Genomic DNA, 487 nt, shown 5'->3' on the forward strand with positions numbered 1-487 from the left:
GTGTTCGACGGCGCCAAGGAAGCCGACATCGAGGAGATGCTGAAGCTCGCCGGTCTCGACGCTTCGGGTCAGTCGACCGTCTACGACGGCCGCACGGGCGATGCCTTCGACCGCAAGGTGACGGTGGGCTACATCTACATGCTCAAGCTGCACCATCTGGTCGACGACAAGATCCACGCCCGGTCGATCGGGCCGTACTCGCTCGTCACGCAGCAGCCGCTGGGTGGTAAGGCGCAGTTCGGTGGTCAGCGCTTCGGTGAAATGGAGGTCTGGGCGCTTCAGGCATATGGTGCTGCGTACACCTTGCAGGAAATGCTCACGGTCAAATCCGATGACGTCGTCGGGCGCACCAAGGTCTATGAGGCGATCGTCAAGGGTGACGACACGTTCGAGGCCGGTATTCCGGAGAGCTTCAACGTGCTCGTCAAGGAAATGCGCTCGCTGGGTCTGAACATCGAACTGACCACGACCGAGCATTTCGACAGCG

At 61.0% G+C, this 487-nt stretch carries 1 protein-coding gene; it reads left to right on the plus strand.

The annotated features are described in order from the left end of the window. Positions 1-487: DNA-directed RNA polymerase subunit beta (locus tag AACY08_RS29085; protein WP_445262061.1), on the plus strand; the 487-nt coding region annotated here is incomplete at both ends.

It is taken from the genome of Pseudomonas sp. EL_65y_Pfl1_R83 (assembly GCF_963970695.1).
Lineage (GTDB): Bacteria > Pseudomonadota > Gammaproteobacteria > Pseudomonadales > Pseudomonadaceae > Aquipseudomonas > Aquipseudomonas tritici.